15 protein-coding genes and 1 pseudogene are annotated in these 16,282 nt (G+C 26.3%); all 16 read right to left on the bottom strand.

Translation table 11 applies throughout. From position 1 onward, the window contains the following. Positions 1-29: 29 nt before the first annotated feature. On the bottom strand, positions 30-398 hold the full coding sequence (locus ARA19_RS18350; RefSeq protein WP_055069598.1) for an LPXTG cell wall anchor domain-containing protein: 369 nt from the start codon (positions 396-398) through the stop codon (positions 30-32). 143 nt (positions 399-541) lie between these two features. Beyond that, a complete protein-coding gene (locus ARA19_RS03720) occupies positions 542-1,495 on the bottom strand; it encodes an NlpC/P60 family protein (protein ID WP_055069597.1) in 954 nt (317 codons plus the stop codon). A gap of 257 nt (positions 1,496-1,752) precedes the next feature. Next, positions 1,753-2,742 carry an LCP family protein gene (locus ARA19_RS03715; protein ID WP_055069596.1) on the bottom strand — a complete coding sequence of 330 codons (990 nt, stop codon included), beginning with the start codon at positions 2,740-2,742 and terminating at the stop codon, positions 1,753-1,755. A 689-nt stretch (positions 2,743-3,431) separates the two neighbouring features. Then, positions 3,432-3,581 carry a hypothetical protein gene (locus ARA19_RS17420; protein WP_157452219.1) on the bottom strand — a complete coding sequence of 50 codons (150 nt, stop codon included), beginning with the start codon at positions 3,579-3,581 and terminating at the stop codon, positions 3,432-3,434. Positions 3,582-3,644: 63 nt separating this feature from the next. Then, positions 3,645-3,740, bottom strand: a pseudogene (locus ARA19_RS17955) (polymorphic toxin type 15 domain-containing protein); the annotation flags it as partial. 191 nt (positions 3,741-3,931) lie between these two features. After that, positions 3,932-4,147 (bottom strand): hypothetical protein, encoded by a 216-nt coding sequence (locus tag ARA19_RS03710; RefSeq protein WP_055069595.1) that lies wholly within the window; start codon positions 4,145-4,147, stop codon positions 3,932-3,934. Positions 4,148-4,234: 87 nt separating this feature from the next. Then, complete coding sequence (locus ARA19_RS18270) at positions 4,235-4,447, bottom strand: YrhA family protein (protein ID WP_278321670.1); 213 nt, start codon at positions 4,445-4,447, stop codon at positions 4,235-4,237. A gap of 3 nt (positions 4,448-4,450) precedes the next feature. Further along, positions 4,451-4,591, bottom strand: a complete 141-nt coding sequence (locus tag ARA19_RS17945; protein ID WP_278321669.1) for an SMI1/KNR4 family protein — start codon at positions 4,589-4,591, stop codon at positions 4,451-4,453. Positions 4,592-4,706: 115 nt separating this feature from the next. Next, positions 4,707-5,195, bottom strand: a complete 489-nt coding sequence (locus tag ARA19_RS03705; RefSeq protein WP_055069594.1) for a coiled-coil domain-containing protein — start codon at positions 5,193-5,195, stop codon at positions 4,707-4,709. Between the two features lie 8 nt (positions 5,196-5,203). After that, complete coding sequence (gene secA, locus ARA19_RS03700) at positions 5,204-7,561, bottom strand: preprotein translocase subunit SecA (protein ID WP_055069593.1); 2,358 nt, start codon at positions 7,559-7,561, stop codon at positions 5,204-5,206. 213 nt (positions 7,562-7,774) lie between these two features. Then, entirely contained in the window at positions 7,775-8,578 is an 804-nt protein-coding gene (locus ARA19_RS03695; RefSeq protein WP_055069592.1) for an SLAP domain-containing protein, read from the bottom strand. A gap of 18 nt (positions 8,579-8,596) precedes the next feature. Beyond that, positions 8,597-9,541: a hypothetical protein gene (locus ARA19_RS03690; RefSeq protein ID WP_055069591.1), complete on the bottom strand. Its 945-nt coding sequence runs from the start codon at positions 9,539-9,541 to the stop codon at positions 8,597-8,599. A gap of 86 nt (positions 9,542-9,627) precedes the next feature. Continuing rightward, on the bottom strand, positions 9,628-12,291 hold the full coding sequence (locus ARA19_RS03685; protein ID WP_055069590.1) for a hypothetical protein: 2,664 nt from the start codon (positions 12,289-12,291) through the stop codon (positions 9,628-9,630). A 572-nt stretch (positions 12,292-12,863) separates the two neighbouring features. Then, positions 12,864-14,168: an O-antigen polymerase gene (locus tag ARA19_RS03680; RefSeq protein WP_055069589.1), complete on the bottom strand. Its 1,305-nt coding sequence runs from the start codon at positions 14,166-14,168 to the stop codon at positions 12,864-12,866. 12 nt (positions 14,169-14,180) lie between these two features. Then, on the bottom strand, positions 14,181-15,260 hold the full coding sequence (locus ARA19_RS03675) for a glycosyltransferase family 4 protein (protein ID WP_055069588.1): 1,080 nt from the start codon (positions 15,258-15,260) through the stop codon (positions 14,181-14,183). After that, positions 15,253-16,281: a mannose-1-phosphate guanylyltransferase gene (locus ARA19_RS03670; protein ID WP_055069587.1), complete on the bottom strand. Its 1,029-nt coding sequence runs from the start codon at positions 16,279-16,281 to the stop codon at positions 15,253-15,255. Before ARA19_RS03670 ends, ARA19_RS03675 begins: the two co-directional genes overlap by 8 nt. Position 16,282 lies beyond the last annotated feature (1 nt).

Genomic DNA, 16,282 nt, shown 5'->3' with positions numbered 1-16,282 from the left:
CAATATTGAGATAGCCTAGCCTATTTTATTTATCTTTTATTTTCTCTCTTTTTATTTATACCAAATAAAGCTGATATAGCTAACATGGAAAATATAGAATAATGTATTCCCCCTACATCTCCAGTTTTAGGTAATCTTTCACCACCTAATATTTGATTAATATTTGCTCCATTTTGAATATTATTATCTTGTTCATTAGGTTTATTCAATTCATCTGACTCTTCTGGATTACTTGGTTTATCTGAAGTTTCTGGTTTCTCTATGTCCCCTGAGTTATTTGGTTTATTCGGAGTTTCTGGTTTTTCTGTATCCCCTGGGGAAATTCTAGTAAAAAATATATTAATAAATGGGTTGGAGACTACTATTGTGGTTTTAATGGCAAGTATATTAAAAATCAATGGGTTAAAACATCAGGTAAATAGTACTATTATGATAATAATAGGAAATACATGCAAAAATAAAAAAATATCCCCTTCATAGTAACAGTTTTATATTACTTCAACTGTATACTATAAAGGAAATACACTTAATAAAAATTCTATTATTCTATTATTCGCCTCGCTGTTGTATAACCATATATTGGGCTTTCTATTACACCTTCTCTACTATTAGCAGCATGTACATATTTACCATTCCCTGAATATATCCCTACATGTCCCGGTGAATTAGCTGGTCCATGACTAAATACTAAGTCACCTGGTTTTAATTCATCTCTTGAAACGTATCTACCTTGTTTCACTTGGTCATAAGTTGTCCTATTTAAATTAATGCCCATTTCATTATATACATATTTAGTTAATCCAGAACAATCAAAGGCATTTGGTCCATTCCCACCTGAAACATATCTTTTCCCAATATGTTTTCTTGCTTCTACTACAATACCTAAACCAATATCCATTTTTCCTGAATTATCAAAATAGTATCTTGTTCCATTGATTGTTTTATATCCTGTTACCATTGTCCCATTTGATTCTAAGTAATACCAGTCTCCATTAATTTCTTTCCAACCTGTTGCCATTGTTCCATTATTATTTAAATAATAATAATCATATCCATCAAAATACCAATCTGTTGCCATTACTCCGTTATCATTTAGATAATAATAATCATATCCATCAAAATACCATCCAGTAGTCATTTCGCCAGTATTATTATCTAAATGATACCAATCATACCCATCATTATACCAACCCTTTTTGAAACTACCATTTTTCTCTATATAAAAATATCTATTATTTATAAGAGTCCACCCAGAAGGTTGTACTGATTCTTCTTTATTTCTTAATTTATTGTTTTCTTTAACTTCTTCAATTTGCTTTTTAACCGTACTCTCTTCTTGTAAATCTTCTTTATTTTTCTCCTTGTCTTCAGATATTTCCTCTATATTATCAATTTTATATTTCAAATCGTTTTCACTATTTTTAGCCAATACCACTTCTACATTACTAATTCCTAATGTTAAAATTATTAAAGTACATATAGTAATTTTTTTCATCAAACCCCTCCATTTTACTTTAAATATAAATTATTCAAAATTATTACTCTTCAAGTATAACACAATTAATTCAAAATAGTTACAAAAAAAATACATTTTTAGAAAATTTAATATTTTATACATATTTTTAAATACTAAAGAAAAATTTATTGAAGAAATAAAAATGAAGTTTATTACTATTTTGATAGTTCTAAAAAAATAAAACTAAATTGTAAGAAGTAACATTATTTTTACTTCAAAACAATTTAGTTTTTTAACTATTTTAAATCTCTAAATATCCAATCTTGGATTTGCTTTTTAGTATTATCTTCATTAAATTTTAAGTAATATACACCATTAATCATTGTTTCTGAACTTTCACTGTCTTTTGGAAATCTTTCTTGCTCAATACTTTTACTCATTTTAAGCATTTCAGTACCTAAGCTCAAAATATCATTTGCGTTTAAGTCTGTTTTTACCATAGGTAATATTTCATTTAATATTGTTGGATATTTTGAAGGGGACAATGTTTGAACCTCTTCAAATATTTTTTCTAAAACTTCTCTATGACGCTCTGTTCTCTTATAATCTCCACCAGATGTATATCTTATTCTACAATAAGCCATAGCTTGTGTTCCATTTAAATGTTGTAAACCTGTTTTTGTTATGTTCTGAACATTAGTTTTATTTATCTTATTCATATCATAGATATAATCATTTATGTAATTTATTTCTTCAGAATCAATATCAATATCTATTCCACCTAATATATCTATTATTTTTGGTAATGAAGAAAAATTAACAGTTGCAAAATCTTTTATATTTAATCCAAAAGTTTCATTTATTGTCTTAATAGCTAACTCTGGTCCCCCAAAAGCATAGGCATGATTAAGCTTATCCTTTCCATGTCCATCTATATCAACGTAACTATCTCTCATTAATGATGTAAGCTTAATTTTTTTATTATCTCTATCTATAGTCAGAACCATTGTTGAATCTGATCTCCCATATTCATTTCCAATAGCATCTATACCAAATAAGGCAATATTCTGAACATTTTTATATCTACCACCAATTTCATCATCTATTCCTAAATTCCCTTCGTTAATATCTACTTTTTCCATTTTATTAAGCATATTAGTAACATAGAAATATCCCCCTCCAACAGTAGCGATAAAAAGCCCTATCATACTAATTAAAACTATAGGCCATAGTTTTTTTTGCTTTCTTCTTTTTTTCCTTTTATTCCTATTTACTCTACTTTCCATCTTTGTCCCCCCATTAATAATAAAAAGTGATTAAATCTTTTACTTAATTAGCTGTAAGCTTCTCTTCTATCTTTTTCTATACTATTTAAAAAATAGTTTTTTTATATTATTTTCCATTTAAATTATATCCTTGAATATAACATATATCAACTTACTTCATCCTTTTTTAACCTTTATTAATAATAAAATAATTTTCATTCTATTTGTTCTTTCTACTATGTTATTTTTTTATTACACATAGGTTGATGAATCTTTCTATTTTATTTAATCTTAAAGATAATGTTGAGTAATCATGAGCCTTATTAATTCCTATAGTATATTTAAATAATGTAGCTCTATTAATTTTATATTCAAATTCTTTTAGAGTAATTATGTTATTACGTCCCCCATATATTACACAGGCTAGTATTTGTTCATCAAAATATTAATAAGGTCTTCCTTTCTTCTTTTCAGTATTATTTAATTTATATTTTATTGTTTCCAAAATTTAATAATATTTTTTCATCATCTAATTCAAAGAAATCATATATAGAATTTTCCATTCTAGAACTAATGCAGTATTAATTTTTTTCGTTAAATTTACATCATAGGTTTTGTTTGTTTTTTGCATAATTATATTTTAAACAAAATCTATAAAAGTTATTTAAACACAAAAAGAGGATTGTCTTCAAATCTAGAATATAATTCCACTACGAGACAGTCCCTTTTAATATAGATCCAAATCCGTATATCTCCCATACAGATATTAATTCTTCTGGTATTATTTTTATATATTTGTCAATTAAAATGCTATCAACTTTACTATTTATTTTATATTCTTTAAATAAATTATCCCTCATCTATTACCCTCCTAGTATTTTAATTTTACATTGAAGTATATTAATTTCTTTTCTTACTGCTTGCTATGCTGCATTTCCTTCTATTTCTCTACCTTCAGCAATGTATCTTTCTCTATTCTTTAAATCCTTATCAACTGTTAATTTGTTTATACCAGCTTCTTGATCTGCTAATTACCTAGTAAATTCAGCTTCATCATACTTAGTCTTATAATTAAACTTTACTTCTATTTCATCTATTTTTGATATAGTTTTTTCAGTTTTAGTACCATTTTTAACTCCACCAACTTTATTAGATTTAATATAACTTATTATATCATCTAACTTTTTGACTTCTAATCCCGCTGGTACTTTTATTCCATATTACTTCCTGAAATTCCTGCATATTGTACTCCATAAGCTTCTTTATACTTAAAACCTACTGGTAAATTCATATTTTTTATTTTATTAATAAAACCTGAATTTTTTAGTTTTCCTGCTACTTTCACGTTTTTCGATACTTTGATTTTCCCTACATCGTCTGCTATATTAGCTGCTCCAAAAACCTTTGCTCCTAAATAGTTTTGCAATAATTCATCTACTCTTATTGATTTAACTAGATTCTACGTTTATTATTTTTTATACAGTTAATCATCTATTTATTATACAATGAACTATTACATTACTGCATCTATTAATATCTTATTAAACATCTCATAGAAACTATTAAATTTATTGCTTTCCCTTCCTGATGGATTATCAAGTTCATTAAAACACTTGTTTTTATATTCGTAAACATACCAACTAATATTGCTTTCCCCCAGGAATAAATACTTTTTTTGTTCTTCATTCTCATACCATATTTGATTTGAATCAACTGATCCATATATACTTTAATTAATTTGATGTTCTAATAAATACTCATCTACACCATATAGAATAAATCCATTAAATTCAATTCCATTTATCTTTGATATAATGTCCAAATATTCTTTAGGTATTTCTACATTTAATTTTTTGTTTGCTTCTTCTATCAGTCTAGCAATTTCTTCTTTAGATGCACCTCAATTTACTTCTTCATCGTACATTTTTTTCTCATCTATTACTTTCTTTAAGTTATCCCCCCACATGCTATTTCACACTCCTTTTTTATAAATTATCCATTATTTTATTTAAGTTTTCTGCTGCTGATTTTGCTCTTTTAGAATTACCATTTTCTAATGATTTTATTATATTATTTATTTCTTCTCTAAGATCTTTAGTATCTTTTCCCTCTTTAATATCTACTTGTAATAATTTAATTTTTTCTTTTGCTACTGTTATTATACTTTCCTGTGTTTTATCAAATTGACTTGATAAACTATTAAATTGACTATTCATTTCATCGTTAAGTTCTATTTTTTTCCTTAATTTGCTTAACTCTTTCCTACCATTATCTAAACATTCCTGAACTGCAGTTATATCACTTTTTTCTAATTTTTGAACTTCTATAGTATAATTATATATTTTTTGATAAGCATCACTTATTATATTTTCTGGCTTATTTTTATTATATATATTAGTTCCTATAAATGTTATTATTATTAAAACTACCCATATAGTACTTTCTTTTAATAACCTTTTTTTAGTTACTTCCATATTTCCTCCTAAACTAAATTAACTGTTGTTTCAGTAACCTTTTTTAAATTTTTAAATATTTCTCTGGTACTTTCAATTCTTATTACTTCAGTTGCCTTTATAAACATATCACTTGCTTCTATTTGAAATGCTTGAACAGGATCTTGTTGTTTCATACTCCTTAAACCTATCCCTAATTTTAAATAATCAACTTCACTTAAATATTCTATCCAATATTTATCAACAGAATCTAAAATACCCTTTCTTTGCCTTTTATCAAATTCCTCTAAACCTAAGTTTATTTTCTGCCCATCATAAAAACTTTTTGCTTTTTTATATAAATTTTCTGCTAAAGTTTCTTTATTTGCAAATGAAAGTCTCTCATTATTATCTATTAAAAATATTTCTCTTATTTTTCTCTCAGTTTCCTTTTTAATATCTTGATTACCATTATAGTATTCTGTTGTTAAATAATTAACTGTAAATTCTATCATTTTTAAAACTTCATCCTCTATTGAATCTTTTTCTAAGATTATATTTCTTTGCTCGTAGATAACATGTCTTTGTTTATCTAAAACATCATCATATCCAATAACATCCTTTCTTGCCGCAAAGCTATCCCCTTCTACTGCCTTTTGAGCATTATCTACTACTGTATTTATTTTAGAGAACTCTATGGCTTTTTTTTCATCTAATTCTAATTTATCTAAAATCTTTTTATACTTCTCTGAAATATAATTTTTCATTACATCATCCTCTAAGGATACATAAATTAATGATTCGCCTATTTCTCCTTGTCTTCCAGCACGTCCTCTTAATTGATTATCTACTCTTACAGAATCATGCCTTTCAGTTCCTATTATTTTAAGACCACCTAAATCTAAGCTCTCCTTAGGTAACTTTATATCAGTTCCTCTTCCTGCCATATTGGTTGCTATAGTAACCTTTCCAACTTTACCAGCTTCCTTTATTATTTCAGCCTCTAATTTATGACTTTTCGCATTCAGCACATTATGTGGTATTCCTTTTCTTTTTAAAATAGCTGATATATCTTCTGATTTTTGTATACTAGATGTTCCTACAAGGACTGGTTGTCCCTTTCTATAAGTTTCTTCAATATCTTTAACTATTGCGTCATACTTAGCACTTAGTGTTTTATATACAACCGTACCATTATCTATTCTTTGAATTGGCTTATTTGTAGGTATAGTTATAACATCAACATCATAAACTTCTCTAAATTCCTTTTCTTCACTTAAAACAGTTCCGCTCATACCACTTAATTTATTATACATTCTGAAAAGATTTTGAAGTGTTATTGTTGCTAATGTTTTTGATTCTGCTTGAACCTCAACTTCTTCTTTTGCTTCAATAGCTTGATGTAAACCATCAGAAAACCTCCTTCCATCCATAACTCTACCCGTAGATAAATCTACTATTAAAACTTCATCCTTGTCGTTTATAATATAATCAATATCTTTAGACATAGTATAATTAGCTTTCATTGCTTGAGTTAAATGATGTTGTAACTTTACATTTTCTAAATCCCCATAATTTTCTATCTTAAAATATTTCTCTATTTTTTTTATTCCTTCTGGCGTTAATGTTACTGCTTTTTTCTTCTCATCAACCTCAAAATCAATATCTTTTTTTAACTTTTTTGCAAATTCATCTATTTCTATGTAATAATCTGAACTTTCTGTTTCTCCTCCAGATATTATAAGAGGGGTTCTTGCTTCATCTATTAATATAGAATCTATTTCATCTATTATGACATAGTTAAGCCCTCTTTGAACTCTCTCTTCTTTTTCAGTAACCATATTATCTTTTAAATAATCAAAACCAACTTCACTTGTTGTTCCATAGGTAATATCACAATTATACGCTGCTCTTCTTTCATCAATTTCCATTTCGTGAAGTATACAACTTACTGTTAATCCTAAAAACCTATGAACTGCTCCCATTTCATCAGAATCTCTTTTTGCTAAATACTCATTAGAAGTTAAAATATGTACTCCCTTACCATCTAATCCATTTAAATAAGCAGGTAATGTTGCTACCAATGTTTTTCCTTCCCCTGTTTTCATTTCAGCAACTCTCCCTTGATGTATTATAAGTCCACCTATCATTTGAACTCTATAATGTTTCATCCCTAAAACCCTATAAGCAGCTTCTCTAACCGTTGCAAAAGCTTCAATTAGTATGTCATCTAAAGTTTCTCCAGCTTTAAGCCTTTTTCGAAATTCTTCTGTTTTATTTTTTAATTGCTCATCTGTTAACTTACTAAATTCACTATCTAACGCTTCTACCTGTTCTATTTTTGAAGTAATAACTTTTATTTCATTTTTGCTATAATCTCCAAAAAGATTTAATAACCCCTTAATCACAATTAAACACATCCTATTCAGTATTTTTCTATAATTTATACTTAAAGTATATATTTTACTATCTTAATTTACAATAATTTTCATTTTTATTTTATTTATTATTAACATTGCTTCATTTATTCTACATAATAAATAGGAGCTTAAAAAATTCTTTTCCTTTAAAGTATCAAAAGCACTCTAAAATCTAATTAATCTTTTACAGCTCCTATCATTTTATCTTATAAAATCAATTCTACAATTCTCTAAATTACTTACAGCTTCAACTGGAAATTCTTCCTTAGATATTTCCATTATATAAAAACTTCCTTTATTTTTAGGAATTAAAAAATCATCTCCTAATGAGCATACTTGTCTATAACATAATAAATTATTTTCAGTATATATATTTATAGGCAGTGTTTTTAACTTTAAATCCTTATCTGATGAATTCCTAAATAATAATACAACATTTACATTTCCTGCTTTATCTTTACTTATAGAATGTTTATTTATTGTAAGATAATTTCTTTCTATTCCCGTTGTACTTTTTACAAATTTCTTAAGCTTTCTAGCTATAGACTTACTTTCTACCTTATCTAAATCAACTATTTCTAAATTATATACTTCCTCATACTTTAAGTTCCTAAGATTTCCTAAAGTTAGCTTTAATGATTTTTCTTCCACTACTTTATTTAGTATTTCTAAAGGAATTTTTAATTCATGAAAATGAGCTTTTTTAGGTTTAAAATTCTCCTTTATTACTAAATTGTAATCTACTAACTTTCTTGCATCTTCCATTATAGATAAAGGTATTTTTTCAATGTATATTTCTTTCTCCGAGTTATTAATAATAAAAATACCAAACTCTATAAAATAATTATTTACATATATATATTTTGTAACTAAGCTTAAAGCTCCCTCATATAATTCTTCCGTCAAAATTATCTCTTTTAATTCCTCAAACAATAAATTATTAAGATAAGAACTTCTATCACTTTTTTCCTGTAAACTTATATTAATCAAATTCCCATTATTCATATAATTACCACCTATGTCTTAAATAAATAAACTATTTCTTTTTTCCATAGACCTTATTTCTTCAATTAAAGAATTTATAGCATTGTTAAATTCATCTATGTTTCTGTAATTATTTTCTCTTACATTTCTTTTCACTGTAGCCCTATGAACTTCTGGTAACATGGAATAGTCATATCCTAAAAGCCCATGTAAATCATTATCTAGATTTATATCTTCCTTATTGTTCAATTTATATAATAAATAAAGCTTATTAGTCATCTGTGCTAAAGCTTCATAATTTTCTAATTTATCTTTAAAATCTAATATTCCCTTAAATTCATCACTTTTATAAAATTTATCTTCAAATTTATTTCCTAATTCAAATGCTAATCTCTCTATAAAACTATCATTGCTTAATTTGAAAATTTTTATCTCTATCTCTTTTCTTGAATTCTCTAACTTTTTTATCAATTCATTATCATTGTTTATTATTTTTGTTTCTCCAAGAGCTTCTAAAAATTCTATATTGAATCTTTCATTATTCCTTATGTAATTTTTTACTTCCTCAACTACCCTTTTCAAATTACTAGAGCTTAGACTCAAAGCTTCTTCAACTTTAACATCATAATTTAAATCATAACTTAATCTAACTCTACTATCTATATTTTTTAACTTTATGTATACTTTTATTTTTTCAATTATATCCTCTGAAACTTCAATTTCACTTATTGCTTCTAAAAGAAGTACCCTTAATTTAAAATTAATTATTCTATCATCTAGCTTATCTCCATTAATTTTATCAGCCAGTAACATATAATCCTTAGCCCTTTTATAATCTCTATTTTCTATAGCCTTTGCCCCATTGGCCATAATATGGTCCATAGACAGATGTAATTCTTCAAAATCATCAACATTATTTAAATTCAATGAAAATTCATTAACTTTTCTACCAATGCTACTTGTAATAATTACACTCTTTTTCATTTAATCCCCCATATTAACAAAGGATAGGATTAATTAATCCTATCCTTTACTTATTACTTCAATCTCTAAATATTTAAGTTTATTTTTTATTTTATATTATATTCTGCTAAAAGTGTTCTTACTTGAGCATAATTCACAAAATTATATCCTTTGTAAGTTCCATCAGAATTTATTGGAGCATTTTCTATTATTCTAGCTGCAACATCTGATTTTAAAACTTGATTATCATGATTTTTATACTCTTCAGAAATTTTTTCTAATTCTCCTACAACTGTTGAAGCTGTTTTATTTCTTATAGCCTCATTTAAACTTGTAATTGTAGTACTTCTTTCAGTATTAGCTGTTTTAAATAAATCATCTACCTTCTTAACAGTTGATAAATCTGTTGATTCTGTTTTAGCCTTGAACATTTCATAAACTGCATCTGAAGTTTGTGCTTTACTTAATCCTTTTACTGAAATCCCTTTAAGATTCATCATTTTGATTATTTCTTCTTCAAATTTATCTAAAGTTCCAGCACTTGCTAATCTCACTCTAGCATTTATCAAATCTACAACTCTTTGAAGTTCTTTAGTTGAATAATTACTGTTTGAATCAGCTCTAATCAAACCTATTTCTGCAAAATAAGCACTAGCATTTGCATCCTCTATATTTTCAATTCCTAATACATCTGATTTCATTTTAGCTAACATCGTTGGAGCATCAGCTGCATTTTTAATTTCTGTTATTTCTGCTGTTGCAAAAGTATTATTGTAATTTTTTACTTCTCCAGCTATAAGGCTAGCATCTGCAGAGCTTATATTATTAACATTAGCATCTGTAAATCCATCTAATTTCACAGAATTGTCAGTTGCCTCTTTTTGTGATAATCTATTAGCATATTTAACTAATCTATCGCTAACTATATCTTTCTCTGCATCTAATGTATCTTTATCATTTAATGTATTAGCTAATTCTATCAATGCTTTTTTAAATTCTTCCTTTTGGCTATCTGTTGCTGAATTAGCACTTGTAGCTTCTGCTGTATTAATTGCATTTGCAGCTTTACTTACCTTTAATGTTACATTAATATTTGCTTTTTCTTGTCCAGTTGCTAAAATACCATTAGTTCCTGTAATTTCTTCAAGTGTTAATATAGTTGTTTCTGTTATTTCTTTAGCTTCAACTTCGCAAACTTCTACATAAGAACTCATAATATTTTCATTTACTGAACTATATTTAAATTCCTTATCAGTTGTAACAGCATCAAGAGCTTTTAAATTTTTACCTAGCTCACCTTTACTTTCAGATCTAACAACTGCTACTATTGCAGAATATTTATTCAACTCTTTCACTTTATCTGCTTTAGCTTTTTTGTTAGCTTCTGAGTTTTCTGGATAGAAATTATTAACTGTAGTTATTCCTTCCTCAACTTTATTTACTTTTGCTCCCTTTTTGTATGAACTTAAATCACTTAATTTTGATATATTTTTAGCATTTATTGTATCTTGTACATTATTAAATGTTACTTTTGCATTAGGTGCTTCTGCTATTGTTTTAATAGCTGAAGTATAGTCTTTTATCCATGCATCATTAACTAACTCAACACCAGCAGCTTTTAAACCTTTTAAAACGCCACTTTGATTTTGATTTTTAGCAGCCTCTACAACTGGTTTTATTAATGTATCTTTATCTATATTTTGATTAGCATCTTCAATTATTTTTTGAATTTCAGCTATTGTATCTTTTGAATCGGCTTCCTTTAATTTAGTCATATATAATGGAGCATTATCTTCTATTACATTTTTGAAGTATTTAGTATTTAAAGCCTTCATTAAGTTTATTTGGTTTTCTTCTGAAACTGCTTTTTTAACTGCTTCTACAGTTCTTGGCTCTTGAGCATCATATTTAACTTCATTAACAGTCCACTCACCAGTTGGAAGTTCTTTTAAAGCTTCTTCTAATTTGAATGTAGCAGTTTTATCACCCTTATCCATTACTTTTATAGCTTTTACAACATGCGAATTACCTTTTTCATCTTTAACTTCTACAGTTACATCTTTTAACTCTTCAGTTAAAGCTTCGAACTCAACTTCTACACTTGTTGTAGTTATATTAATAACTTTTGTTATATTTAAATCATATAATTTGATAGCATCTAATCTTCCTTGGAAAACTTCTGCTTGCTTAATTACAGCAGTCTTAGTTGACTTCTTTATAACATCAATCTTAGCTTGAGCTTCTTTAACTAATGCAGCAGTTTTTTCTGTTTCAGCTTTCTTTAAAGCAGCAAAAGCTTCATCAACTAATTTAGTTTGTGCTTTATCTGTAATTGAAGTATAATCATTTTTCCAAACTAATGGTAAATCAGTTGGAATTAAAGCTACTGCAGCGTTTATTTCTTCTTGAGAAACAGCTTCTCCAGCTTCTAATTTTTTATTCATTGGCTCAACAACTTTAATTATTTTTGATAATATTGGTTGTTGTACTCCATCAACTATTGTTGACCAGTCATTTACATTTCCTAACCATTCTTTATTATCTTTTTCTGTAGCTAAAACCTTTAATTCTTTTATTGCTGATCTTGCTTCTAATATAACAGTTTGAACTTCATTAACGTCTTCACTTTTAAAGTCCTTTGCTTTCATTGTTGCATCATATGCATTTCTATATATCGTTGCTGCATCCTTAGTTGTATTTGCCATAGCTGGTGCTACCATACCTGTTGTTAAAACCCCAGTTAAAGCCGCTGTAATAACCTTTTTATTCATTAAAACTTCCCCCTAAAATATGTTATTATAACCTAATTTTCAAGATATATTATATCTAATCAGATACAATTATTAGGTTTATTTTCTTTTTTCTTGATTTCATAACTTATTCTACCATCATATTTCCACCTTGTCCACATCATTTCAATCATTAAAATACATTTTAACTATTTTTTAACATTTAGGTCGTAAATAGGATAATTAGTTTCTATTATACATTTTATCCTTTATTCCCTAATCAAATAGATTTTTATTTAATATCATTCTCTAAAATCTTATTAAATTTTAAACAAATTTATGACTATAATATTTTTCTTTTTTCCCTACTATCTAATATAATAAATTAAATCTATTTATTCAAAAGTAGTTAAATATACATTTAGTGAGTAATAATAGTATTATTTTACATAATTATTAAAGTAACTTAAAAAAATATATCTTTATTTGTTGGAAAAATTAGATAAAACAAAATTAAAAATTGATTAAATAATAAAAGGCTACATTTCTCACTTGAAAAATGTAACCTAATAAAATTTAATTTTCAATACACTAAAATAAAAATCACTTAATAACTAATTTATCATTTTAACTTTATTGAGCAAAAATTTAATTAACAATTCTAATACTATAACTACTAATATATTTAATATTAATATAGGTATACTCAAAGAGTTTTGAAAAACACTCCAAAGAACTATACTAACAATATTAGCATAAAGTATTAAAGCTCCAATAGAACTAAAGTGTTTTCTTTTTTTAATTGCATAAATTGCTAACCATCCTATTGCTACATATATTCCTAAGTATATAATAACTCCAAATATCCCCAAGTCCTGCATAGCATCTGGTATAAATGAAGGAGCATTTAACCCTATTTTATCCCAAAGGTAAGGGGTATACTGTCCCTTACTTAATAACCATTGCTTATAAGCATCTCCTTGACCAATTAAATTAGCAAACAATTTTATAAAAGGATAAAATAAGTTATTAAAAAATGTCATACCAACACCTTGATGTGCAATAGCAAAAGCGGCATTTTCCAATGGACTTGTTAAATAAACATATATCCAAACTAAACTACTTGGTATCATATTAGATATACCATAATGTTCTTGTATAGTTATACCTTTTCTAGCTAACACATGCTCCATTCTTAAATCTCCTATATATCCAAAGAAAACTATAAATGCCACAATTGCTAGTAGAAAGCCTCCATAAACTGCCCAAATTTTCTTTTTACTCATTTCCTTTTTTACTTTTACAAATTTAAAAAGCTCATATATATAAATAGTTATTACAACATAGGCTATAGGTCCTCTATTTAAAGTTAAAACTAATATTCCTAAACTACCTAAAAATAATACTCCATCAAATATTTTTTTCCTGTTTCTAAATAATATATATTTCACCTGTGCCACAAAGGCTAACATATATATTACATACCCCGCATAATGATCTATTCTTTGTTTATTTATTTTATCTTCCTTTAATATAGCTAAGCCATATTTATTTATGTTCATTAAAAACAAAGCTAAAGCTACAAGAAATATTGCTGTTGTTATTATAGAATATATTTTATAAGATTTATATCCATCTTCAAATTTCATTACATTTAATATATCAACTTCCACTAACTCGAATTTTCTTGCTGCTATATAAATAAATAAGCAAAGTGCTAGAACAGTAAAATTTATTAATATGGTTGGTGAATAGTACTTACTTAATTGTAAATTGTAAAGACCTATGTTACCTAGCCAAAGGAATAACATTATCTTTAATATATCACCAAACATTGCTATACCTTGTTTTTTAATTGACTTATATAAAATATAACCCACTATTATTATTTGTAAAATAGCTAATACTCTATATATCATTTTATCCCCCAATTATTCAATTATTTTTTTGATTTCACTTGCTGTTTTTCCCCATGAAAATCTTTTTATATTTTTGTATCCCTCTTTAATAAGCTTTCCTCTTAATTCATTATCCTTTATTAAAATTTTTATTGCATCTTTAACTGAGTTAACATCTTCAGGATTAAAGCTTATTGCTGAATTTCCATATACCTCTGGAAGAGATGAATTATTAGAGCATATTACTGCTGTCCCGCAAGCTTGAGCTTCTAATATAGGAAGTCCAAATCCTTCATATAGTGTTGGATAAAGAAAAGCTTCTGAATTCCCATAAAGATCCTTAAGATCTTCATCTGGAACATATCCAGTAAATATTATGTTCTCTAATTGATATTTTTTCACTAATTCTTTTAGCTTAACTATATAATCTGAATTTCCTCCAACTATAACTAACTCTAACTTTTCTTCTTTTAAACTTTTAAAAGCTTCAATTACTACTTCTAAATTTTTATGGCTATATCCTGCTCCTACCATTACCATATAGGGCTTATTTAATTTATATTTTTGTATTACTTCTTCATTAATTCCCTTATTATTAAATAAATTTTCATCATAGCCATTATATATAACTTTTACTTTATCTACATCCATATTATATAAACTTATTAAATCTTTTTTTGTATTTTCAGATATGCAAATTATTTTATATGCTCTTTTTATTAATACTGGCATTATATATTTGTAATATATATTTTGATGTTTGGCCACATTTGGATAATAAATTGGTATAAAATCGTGAATAGTTATTATTTGTTTTTTTCTACTAAAAAATGATAAGTACTGAAAAGGATGATATATTATGTCATCCTTTTCACCTTTAAAGGGTAAAACAAATTGAGTCCATAAAAACCTCATAAGTCCACCTATTTTTTTATAAGATGGTTTTACATATTTGCTTATTTTCTTAATATCTACGCCATCTATATCTACTGGAGAATAAACTTCTATATTTTTATCTTTAGATAATTCTTTTATAATATTTATGGCATAAATCCCTAGACCAGTAGGTTTTTCGTGAATTATACTACCATTTACAATTATTTTTTTACCCATGTTTTTTTAGCTCCTTTATTCTAGAAACATCATTTTGATTTACTATCATTATTTCATTATCAGTTTCTATTACAATAAGATTTTTCACTCCCATTACATAAGTTTTTTTATTAGTTTGAATTATATTTTCCTTACTATTTAAGACAATTACACTTCCATCTATAATATTATTGTTACTATCTTTTTGTTTATACCTAGCTAAGCTATTCCAACTACCTAAATCATCCCAACCAAAAGTACTTTTAATTACATATATTTTTTTTGTTTTTTCCATTATTCCATAATCTACAGATATACTCTCTACATTTTTATAAATATTTTTAAGTATTTCATAATCAAAACCATTTTCATTTACAGGAACTTCTCTTAATATATTATAAGTTTTAGGTAAAAATTGTTTTGTTAATGAAAGAATATTATCTATGGACCAAATGAATATTCCTGAATTCCAAAGATAATTTCCACTTTCTATATAAGATACAGCTTTTTTATAATCTGGTTTTTCTGTAAAACTAATAACTTTGTTTATACTTTTACTCTTATTCTCTATTTTTATATACCCATATCCAGTATCTGGTCTAGTTGCTTCTATACCTATAGTCACCACTGCATCTTTATTGTTATTTAAAAATTCATTTCCTAATTCTAAATCTCTTCTGAAATTTTCTTCATCTAAAATTAAATGGTCTGATGGTAACACAACAGTATTCACATTCCCATAAATTTCTCTAATTACAAAAGAAGAAAGAGCTATGCATGCAGCTGTATTTTTCCCTTCTGGTTCTATTATGATATTCCTATTTGGAATATTAGGTATATGTTCTTTTATAAGATCTTTATATTCACTTGATGTAACTATAAATATTTTTTCTATATCAATTATAGGTAATAATCTTTTTACAGTTAGCTGTATCATAGAATTCTCGCCTATTAAATTTAAAAATTGCTTTGGTTTTTTGTCAGTTGACATAGGCCAAAATCTTTCACCTTTTCCTCCAGCCATTATCAATGCACACAACATT

Origin of the sequence: Clostridium massiliamazoniense (assembly GCF_001403635.1) — a bacterium.
Classification (GTDB): domain Bacteria; phylum Bacillota; class Clostridia; order Clostridiales; family Clostridiaceae; genus Sarcina; species Sarcina massiliamazoniense.
This window is presented reverse-complemented; position numbering and strand designations above follow the sequence as displayed.

Excerpts from the sequence above, each read along its gene's own strand:
- ARA19_RS03690 (WP_055069591.1), bottom strand. The coding sequence starts at position 9,541 with ATGAAAAAGAGTGTAATTATTACAAGTAGCATTGGTAGAAAAGTTAAT.
- ARA19_RS17420 (WP_157452219.1), bottom strand. The coding sequence starts at position 3,581 with ATGAGGGATAATTTATTTAAAGAATATAAAATAAATAGTAAAGTTGAT.
- ARA19_RS03680 (WP_055069589.1), bottom strand. The coding sequence starts at position 14,168 with ATGATATATAGAGTATTAGCTATTTTACAAATAATAATAGTGGGTTAT.
- ARA19_RS03715 (WP_055069596.1), bottom strand. The coding sequence starts at position 2,742 with ATGGAAAGTAGAGTAAATAGGAATAAAAGGAAAAAAAGAAGAAAGCAA.
- ARA19_RS03720 (WP_055069597.1), bottom strand. The coding sequence starts at position 1,495 with ATGAAAAAAATTACTATATGTACTTTAATAATTTTAACATTAGGAATT.
- ARA19_RS03685 (WP_055069590.1), bottom strand. The coding sequence starts at position 12,291 with ATGAATAAAAAGGTTATTACAGCGGCTTTAACTGGGGTTTTAACAACA.
- ARA19_RS03675 (WP_055069588.1), bottom strand. The coding sequence starts at position 15,260 with ATGGGTAAAAAAATAATTGTAAATGGTAGTATAATTCACGAAAAACCT.
- ARA19_RS03695 (WP_055069592.1), bottom strand. The coding sequence starts at position 8,578 with ATGAATAATGGGAATTTGATTAATATAAGTTTACAGGAAAAAAGTGAT.
- ARA19_RS03670 (WP_055069587.1), bottom strand. The coding sequence starts at position 16,281 with ATGTTGTGTGCATTGATAATGGCTGGAGGAAAAGGTGAAAGATTTTGG.
- ARA19_RS03705 (WP_055069594.1), bottom strand. The coding sequence starts at position 5,195 with ATGGAAGTAACTAAAAAAAGGTTATTAAAAGAAAGTACTATATGGGTA.